9 protein-coding genes and 1 other RNA gene are annotated in these 7,598 nt (G+C 58.7%); 5 read left to right on the top strand and 5 right to left on the bottom strand.

The window, feature by feature from the left end:
• Positions 1–145 precede the first annotated feature (145 nt).
• Positions 146–505, top strand: a complete 360-nt coding sequence (locus tag PROAA_RS05830; protein WP_222102128.1) for a hypothetical protein — start codon at positions 146–148, stop codon at positions 503–505.
• 398 nt (positions 506–903) lie between these two features.
• On the opposite strand, the gene rnpB is transcribed toward PROAA_RS05830, so the two are convergent.
• From rnpB to rsmI, 4 genes are all read right to left on the bottom strand, one after another.
• Positions 904–1,279: RNase P RNA component class A (rnpB, locus tag PROAA_RS05835), an RNA gene on the bottom strand.
• Positions 1,280–1,313: 34 nt separating this feature from the next.
• Positions 1,314–1,796, bottom strand: coding sequence for a hypothetical protein (locus PROAA_RS05840; RefSeq protein ID WP_186410441.1), 483 nt, complete (start codon positions 1,794–1,796; stop codon positions 1,314–1,316).
• Between the two features lie 44 nt (positions 1,797–1,840).
• Complete coding sequence (gene pyrC, locus PROAA_RS05845; RefSeq protein ID WP_186410442.1) at positions 1,841–2,887, bottom strand: dihydroorotase; 1,047 nt, start codon at positions 2,885–2,887, stop codon at positions 1,841–1,843.
• Between the two features lie 39 nt (positions 2,888–2,926).
• On the bottom strand, positions 2,927–3,787 hold the full coding sequence (gene rsmI, locus PROAA_RS05850; RefSeq protein WP_186410443.1) for a 16S rRNA (cytidine(1402)-2'-O)-methyltransferase: 861 nt from the start codon (positions 3,785–3,787) through the stop codon (positions 2,927–2,929).
• On the opposite strand from rsmI, the gene PROAA_RS05855 reads away from it, so the two are divergent.
• From PROAA_RS05855 to PROAA_RS05870, 4 genes are read left to right on the top strand one after another with little or no spacing between them, the layout of a single operon-like run.
• Complete coding sequence (locus PROAA_RS05855; RefSeq protein ID WP_186410444.1) at positions 3,786–4,193, top strand: YraN family protein; 408 nt, start codon at positions 3,786–3,788, stop codon at positions 4,191–4,193. The genes rsmI and PROAA_RS05855 overlap by 2 nt on opposite strands.
• Positions 4,174–4,563 (top strand): HIRAN domain-containing protein, encoded by a 390-nt coding sequence (locus tag PROAA_RS05860; RefSeq protein WP_186410445.1) that lies wholly within the window; start codon positions 4,174–4,176, stop codon positions 4,561–4,563. The genes PROAA_RS05855 and PROAA_RS05860 overlap by 20 nt, the downstream gene beginning before the upstream one ends.
• A 43-nt stretch (positions 4,564–4,606) precedes the next feature.
• Positions 4,607–5,200, top strand: a complete 594-nt coding sequence (locus tag PROAA_RS05865; protein WP_186410446.1) for a phosphoheptose isomerase — start codon at positions 4,607–4,609, stop codon at positions 5,198–5,200.
• A complete protein-coding gene (locus PROAA_RS05870; RefSeq protein ID WP_186410447.1) occupies positions 5,197–5,841 on the top strand; it encodes a BON domain-containing protein in 645 nt (214 codons plus the stop codon). Before PROAA_RS05865 ends, PROAA_RS05870 begins: the two co-directional genes overlap by 4 nt.
• Before the next feature lies 1 nt (position 5,842).
• On the opposite strand, the gene PROAA_RS05875 is transcribed toward PROAA_RS05870, so the two are convergent.
• Entirely contained in the window at positions 5,843–7,402 is a 1,560-nt protein-coding gene (locus PROAA_RS05875; protein WP_186410448.1) for a Na+/H+ antiporter, read from the bottom strand.
• Between the last annotated feature and the right edge of the window lie 196 nt (positions 7,403–7,598).

Here is a 7,598-nt window from a genome sequence, read left to right on the forward strand (position 1 = left end):
GCTACTTCCAAGACCGGCGCGTCAGGTATGCCGCTTAATACTTCATCGGGCCGAAGCAATAATACAAAGTTAGGCATTGGGACAGGAACCACGGCGAGAGCCGCAACGCTCATCATTGCAATACCTTCAGGAGGAAATCGGAACCTTGGTACATATTCAGGCAGTCATAGGATTCTTGATTCTGGTTGCACTGGCTGTCTTTTTTTGGAGACGCTACGGCATTGGATCTGGCCGCGCGTTCGGGAATAGGCTCGCGGCACACAACGGAATTCCTAAAAATACGTTCTATTATCTTTTGGAGAATGGCGTCAAAGGTTCATCACGGGAGTTCTTGGCATCTCTTGAGCAGTCCAATTTAAGTTTGGATCAGGCTAGCGTGGCCATAGCCCCATCACTAAGCAGAGGAATCGAACGGTTGGAGGCGCGCTTTGGCACTCAAGAGATGTATGACAAGGCGAAACCAATCGTGGCTAGACTTCTTGCTGAATCGGAACAGAAGACATGAGCTTCGGGGAGCCGACCACTGCGATGCTTAACGAGGCTGTTTGAGCGTTTTGCAGAGCCGAATCAAGTGATGAGAATCATGATTGCGCAGTTCAAGTAGAAATCGGCGGCACTTGGTGCGGAGGCTCTGTCTGCTGTGCTCTCAAATTGCGCGGGACGCCCTCGCTAGGCAATGGCCGGTATGGAGGAAGGCCACGGTTGATTGTCTGCAATTGAGGAAAATCCCGAGCGTCCCCTCATCGCCGAACTGAGACCGCTGAATGGGCATCCCGCCAACATTGTGCATTGCGCAAGCGCAAATGAATCACCGATTACGGATAGCTCTCTTCTCAAAGACGCCAAAGCGACGATTTGCGAATCTGCGGCAGATGTGCGGCAGGTGGAACGCTGATGGAAATAGGGGGAAGCCGGTCGTTAAGCCGGGTTCTGTCGTGGACAACCATTCCTCTAGGCGCACTGTTGCCAGTACGCTCAAGCAGCCTACCCGGAAGCGGCGCGAGCCACGCCATGCGCTTCCCTATTTGGCCTTGCTTCGGATGGGGTTTGCCGTGCCGTCCGTGTTACCACGTCCGCGGTGAGCTCTTACCTCGCCGTTTCACCCTTGCCGGCCCGGGTTGCCCCGGACTTAGGCGGTCTGTTCTCTGTTGCACTTTCCGTCACCTCACGGTGCCCGGCCGTTAGCCGGCATCCTGCTCTGTGAAGCCCGGACTTTCCTCTCGGCTCAGGCTTGCACCGAAGTGCTCACCTTTCGCCCAGCGGTTGCCTGACCGACTTCCCGGCCTGATTATACGCTGTCGCGAATACAGGGTTCAGTTCGTTGCCGGCGCGGGCTCGGCGGCCGGCGGAGGTGCAGATGTTGCAGGCGCTTCGACCTTGGGCGCGGCGACGAAGACGAGCGTATCCTTGCGCATTTCAAAGGTGCCCATCAGCGGCCCCAAACCGCTTTCAGGCGCCTTGTCGAGATTGGCAAACCCTTCACATGTACGGGTTTCGACAACGAACATGCGCCCGTCCTGCTTGAGAATCCAGGCGTCGTTTCCTGGCGAGTAAACTTCCACTTTCGCATCAAGCCCGGCTTCCGGCATCGCGTGCCGCCGCATGCAATCGGGCATGCGCGCCGCAACGATGTCGTACTTCGCCATTTTTGCCCACGGCATGCCAGTCACCCTGATCAGGGTAAGCGCATGGGCGCTACCCTTGATTTCAAAGCTTGCACGCTGGTCGGAACAGGCCGCAAGAAACGGCAACAGGAGAAATGGTAGCCATCTGGGTGCAACTCTTGAGAAAACCACGGAAAACCTCCCGAAACGATCAAATCAGTACTCAGCCAACATTCTCAGCCAACGAGCTTCCAGTGTACCGACTCGCCGGCGCGTAGCGGCACCAGTTTGTCGCCGCCAGCGTACTCGATGAATTCCGGTATCACCCACGTCTGCTTTTCCAGTGTCACTGTACCGGCATTGCGCGGCAACCGATAGAAATCTGCACCATTGAAACTGGCAAAGGCTTCCAACCGGTCGAGCGCATCCGCCGCGTCAAAGGCCTCGGCGTAGAGTTCAAGGGCTGCATGCGCGGTGTAGCACCCTGCGCATCCGCATGCGTTCTCTTTGGTGGCAAGTGCATGTGGCGCCGAATCGGTGCCGAGAAAGAATTTACTGCTGCCGGAAGTCGCTGCGCGTACGAGTGCCTGACGATGAGTTTCACGCTTCAGCACGGGCAGGCAATAGTAGTGCGGTCGAATGCCGCCGTTGAAGATGGCGTTCCGGTTGTAGAGCAAATGGTGCGCAGTGAGGGTTGCCGCCACATTGGCGCCGGTGGATAGAACAAACTCCACCGCATCCTTCGTCGTGATGTGCTCGAACACCACGCGCAAACCCGGATGGCGCAAGAGCAGCGGTTGCAGCACGCGCTCAATGAAAACGTTTTCGCGGTCGAATAGGTCGATTGCCGGATCGGTCACCTCACCATGGACGAGCAGCGGCAAACCGAGCTTCTCCATCTCGGCCAGCACGGCGTCACACAGATTGATGTCGGTTACCCCGGCATCCGAATTGGTCGTAGCGCCGGCCGGATAGAGCTTTACCGCGTGCACGAAACCGCTTTCCAGCGCCCGGCGGATCTCGTCGGCCGGGGTGTTGTCGGTGAGATACAGCGTCATCAGCGGCTGGAAATTCATGCCTGCGGGCAGACTGGCAAGTATGCGCTGACGATACTCGGCGGCAGCCGAGACGGCCGTGATCGGCGGGCGCAGATTGGGCATGACGATGGCGCGCGCGAACTGGCGCGCGCTATCGGGCAGAACGGCAGCGAGTGCTTCGCCGTCGCGCAAATGCAGGTGCCAGTCGTCGGGGCGGGTGAGGGTGATTGGGGAGGTGATTCGCATCGTGAAACCCTGTGGTTGTATACGCCGATTCTAGATGATTCAGCCGCCGGTATCGTCCGCAGCATGCTTCAACGACAACGCCAGATCGTACATCGCGTTCTTCCCCGCTCCGGTTATCGAGTGCGTCAGCTTTGCCGCCTGCTTTACCGGCAGCCCTTCATCGAGCAATAACCTGAGAACCCGCTCGCCTTCACCGTCGTCCCCCGTTGCTTTCGCGGCGGAGACGAGCAGTACGAATTCACCCCGCTGGCGGTTCGCATCCGCCGTCATCCACTCGTACGCTTCGCCGAGCGAGCAACTGTGAATCGTCTCAAACAGCTTGGTCAGTTCGCGCGCCATGATCAGGGTGCGATGCGGCCCCAGAACGGAAGCCAGCGATTCGACTGTCTCTAGAATACGATGCGGCGCCTCGTAAAAAATCAGTGCAAAAGGCAAAGCGGAAAGGCCGCGCAGTGCGTCCTCCCGTTGCTTTGCCTTGGCCGGCAGAAAGCCATAGAACAGAAAATGCGGCTCGGCAAGGCCCGAGGCCGATAGCGCGGTCACGGCAGCGCAAGGCCCCGGCAAGGGCACAACGCGAAAACCGGCTGCGCGCACCCGCGCCACCAGTCGCGCACCGGGGTCGGAAAAGGCCGGCGTGCCGGCATCGGATACCAGTGCCACCGACTCGCCGCTGGCCAGGTGTTCGATCACCTGCTGCGCGGCAGCTTCCTCATTATGTTCGTGTGCCGCTAACAACCTGGCGTTACAGCCGAAATGCTTGAGCAGAGGTGCGCTATGGCGAGTATCCTCGGCGGCAACCCAAGGCACCTGGCGCAGGACTTCAATGGCGCGCTGCGTCATGTCGCCCAGATTCCCGAGCGGCGTTGGCACTACGTATAATGCGAGTGATTCTTCTGTCATGGCGGTCGCGAAATCAGTGAGAGGCAACGATACCACGAGCAATGCGTACAACACGGGCAACGTCACCGGCAAACTCGCCGAGGATCTGGCGGCACGTTTTCTCGAAAAACGCGGACTGACCGTATTGGTGCGCAACTTTCGCTGTCGCGGTGGTGAAATCGACCTGGTTTGTCGCGACGGGAAAGCGCTCGTCTTTGTCGAGGTACGTCTGCGTCGCAACGCCGACTATGGCGGCGCAGGCGCGAGCATTACGGCGGCAAAGCAGCGGCGCATCATTCTTGCCGCCAAGCACTATCTAGTGCTACACGCCAAAACAGAATGCGATTGCCGCTTCGACTGCGTGCTGCTGGCTGAAAACACTGAAAACAACATCGAATGGATTCGTGATGCGTTTGCCGCGGACTAGCCTGCCAATCGTCGGTCTGCTCTTCGCCGGCCTGTTGATCGCATCGCTGGCTTGCGCCGAGTCGATCAAGATACTGGTTCAGAGTTCGCCGCTGGCTGGCAGCCAGTACTATTCCGCGGCAAAAATGTGGAACAAAATCAAGCCGGGAGACCGTCTGACGCTCACCCGCGAGCCAGACAACCGTCATGATCGCAACGCGGTGCGGGTCGACTGGAACGGTCACCAACTCGGCTATGTACCGCGTGCCGAAAACCGTGCCGTAGCGCGGGCGCTGGATGCTGGAGAAAAGCTGGAAGCACATGTTTCAGTGCTGCGCGACGACCCGGACCCCTGGAAGCGCGTCGAGTTTGAGGTCTACCTTATCCTCTGATGTTAGACTGGGCGCCTGTCTCACGTTACAAGTAGCGAACACTATGGATTTGATTTCACGCATCTGCCAGCACTTCGAGGACAGCGCCCAGACCAAGCTCGACGCCATCGAAATCCTTTCTGCACCGATTGCCGAGGCCGCTGAGTTGATGGTCAGTTGCCTGCTCGGCAATGGCAAGATCCTCGCCTGCGGCAACGGAGGCTCGGCCGCTGATGCGCAGCACTTTGCGGCCGAACTGGTGGGGCGATTCGAAACGGAACGCCAGGGGCTGGCGGCCATTGCGCTGACCAACGACAGCTCGATCATGACTGCACTCGCCAACGATTATGGTTTCAAGGCCATTTTTGACAAGCAGGTGCGCGCGCTTGGCCAGCCGGGCGACGTGCTGCTGGCCATCTCGACGTCGGGCAACTCGGCCAACGTCATTGAAGCCATTCACGCCGCGCACGATAACGCGCTACGCGTCGTCGCCATGACCGGCAAGGGTGGCGGCGAAATCGCCGAGTTATTGCGCGAAACCGATGTACACATTTGCGTACCTTCGGATCGTACGGCACGCATTCAGGAAGTTCATCTGCTGACCATCCACTGCCTGTGCGATGGTATTGACTGTCTGCTTTTAGGAGTTGAAGAATGAGAAAACACATGCTTGTCGGCGTCTTGCTTGGCGCGACCATCCTTCCCGCTCTGCAGGGCTGCGTGCCCGCGGTTGTCGCCGGCGCCACGGCCGGCGCTCTGGCGACTATGGATCGGCGGTCGCTCGGTACGCAAACCGAAGACGAAACCATTGAATGGAAGGCCAGCGCCCGCGTAAGCGAGAAGCTCGGGGACACGGCGCACATCAACTACACAAGCTATGACCGCAAGGTGCTGTTGACCGGCGAAGTCAATTCGGCCGAAGACAAGGCTGAAGCCGAGCGTATCGTTTCCCTGGTACCCAACGTCGCTGCCGTTCTCAACGAACTCGCGGTCGGCCCGGTCAGTTCTTTCTCGGATCGCAGCAATGATTCCTTCATCACCTCCAAGGTGAAGAGCCGCTCGCTCGATACGGGAAAATTCAATCCGGTGCACATCAAGGTCGTCACTGAAGCCGGCGTTGTCTATCTGATGGGTTTGGTTACTCAACCGGAGGCCGATGCCGCGATCAAAGTTGCGCGCACGACCGGAGGCGTGAAGAAAGTGGTCAACCTGTTCGATATCATTACGCCAGCCAAGGCCAGAGAGCTCGACATTGCCCAATCAAAGAACGGCCAGCCAACGGAAGAGAAAAAACCGTAATTTACAAATGCGCTTCCTGGTAATCCAGAACCTCCTCCAGGTGGCGCATCACTTCATCGCTGATTTCGTTATCCTGCCACATGCGGATCATCTCCTTGCGCTCGGCCAGAATTGCCGCGAGGCGCAGGCGTGACATGAACTCGGTTCGCGGCTGGACTTCCACGCCGTCGGGTGCAGCCAGCGTGATTCGGTCGAGTATTTCAGCCCGCAGCAAATCCGCCCACTCTGCCGGAGCACTTTCCCGGGCCATGATCTGATCGATGGCGGATAGCGCCGCCGAGCTCATTGCCGCGCGCACGCGCCGCTGCTCGTTCAGAATATTCCATTTGGAACCCACCTTGAGTTTGCGGATCAGGGCCGGCAGGGTCAGCCCCTGTCCGATGAGCGTGACTGCGATCACGAAAAACGAAAGGAAGACAATCAGGTCGCGATACGGAAAGGGATGGCCATTGGGTAAAGTAAAGGGTAGAGCCAGTGCGGCCGCCAGTGAAACGATGCCGCGCATTCCGCACCAGCTGATAATGCCCAATTCGCGCTTGCGCAATGCCGGTTCGTCATCGCGCAAACTGCCGCTCAGCCAGCGCGGCAAATAGGCCACAGGGTAGACCCAGGCAAAACGGATGATGATGGCCACAGCGCTGACCGCGGTGCCCAGGCCAATCAGTTCCAGCGGCGAGAAATGGGCCAGTTTTTCCACCACGTCGGACATCTGGATGCCAATCAGGATGAAGACCAGGCTGTTGAGCAGAAAGACGAAAAGATTCCAGACGGAGCGGGCAATGATGCGCATCTCGGCGGACACGATTTCCGGCGCATACCGCCCGCGTACGAGCCCCGCCGCCACGACGGCCAGAACACCGGAAACATGAATCGACTCGGCGGTGATATAGGCCGTGTAGGGCACGACAAGCGAGGTCAGCACCTCGATGAACGGGTCGCCAAGACGCTTGTGAATGGCCATGAACACAAAGGCAAACAGAAGGCCCAGCGCAATGCCGGCAAGCGCCACGACACAAAACTGAATGCTCGCGTCAAGCAGAGAGAAGGTCCCGGTCAGCGCCGCGACGACGGCGAATTTGTAGATCACCAGGCCGGAGGCATCGTTCACCAGACTTTCGCCCTCAAGCAGCGTGACAATGCGGCGCGGGATATTCAGCCTTGAGAGGATGGCGGTTGCCGCGACGGCATCGGGCGGCGAGACGATGGCCCCCAGAATGAAGGCCACTGCCCAGGGAACACCGGGCACCAGCAGCTTTAGCGTGGCACCCACTGCCAGGGTAGTCACGATCACCAAACCGATCGCGAGGAGACCGATCGGGCGAATATTGGCTTTGAAGTCGCTCCACGAAGTCAGCAGCGCCGTCTGGTACAGGATGGGTGGCAGGACCACGACCAGAATCAACTGCGGATTGAATGGGAACTGCGGCAGCTTGGGCAGGAACCCCAGCAAGAGCCCGCCGACAACCAGCGCGATCGGGTATGGAAACTTGAAGTGCCGGGCCAGCCATCCCAGAGCGACCGAGCTGATCAGCAGCAATATGACGAGTTTGAGTAAGAGCATGGTTGTACGATGAACGATCTTCTTCTTGGTAAAAATTCTGGCCGGTACGAGCTTTGTGGACACTGCGTTCGAGGTCGACCGGCCTGCGGCGCGAGAATCATAGCCGAATACTGCTATCGCCGCGTGACCCGATGGTGCGGACCAACACCGATGCCGCCATGACCGGATGCTAGAATTGCCCTTCGTCGAAAGCGGA

Origin of the sequence: Candidatus Propionivibrio aalborgensis, assembly GCF_900089945.1 — a bacterium.
Classification (GTDB): Bacteria; Pseudomonadota; Gammaproteobacteria; order Burkholderiales; family Rhodocyclaceae; genus Propionivibrio; species Propionivibrio aalborgensis.

Coding starts and splice junctions, on each gene's coding strand:
- PROAA_RS05860 (WP_186410445.1), top strand. CDS start 4,174: ATGCGTTTGCCGCGGACTAGCCTGCCAATCGTCGGTCTGCTCTTCGCC.
- pyrC (WP_186410442.1), bottom strand. CDS start 2,887: ATGCGAATCACCTCCCCAATCACCCTCACCCGCCCCGACGACTGGCAC.
- PROAA_RS05855 (WP_186410444.1), top strand. CDS start 3,786: ATGGCGGTCGCGAAATCAGTGAGAGGCAACGATACCACGAGCAATGCG.
- PROAA_RS05865 (WP_186410446.1), top strand. CDS start 4,607: ATGGATTTGATTTCACGCATCTGCCAGCACTTCGAGGACAGCGCCCAG.
- rsmI (WP_186410443.1), bottom strand. CDS start 3,787: ATGACAGAAGAATCACTCGCATTATACGTAGTGCCAACGCCGCTCGGG.
- PROAA_RS05870 (WP_186410447.1), top strand. CDS start 5,197: ATGAGAAAACACATGCTTGTCGGCGTCTTGCTTGGCGCGACCATCCTT.
- PROAA_RS05875 (WP_186410448.1), bottom strand. CDS start 7,402: ATGCTCTTACTCAAACTCGTCATATTGCTGCTGATCAGCTCGGTCGCT.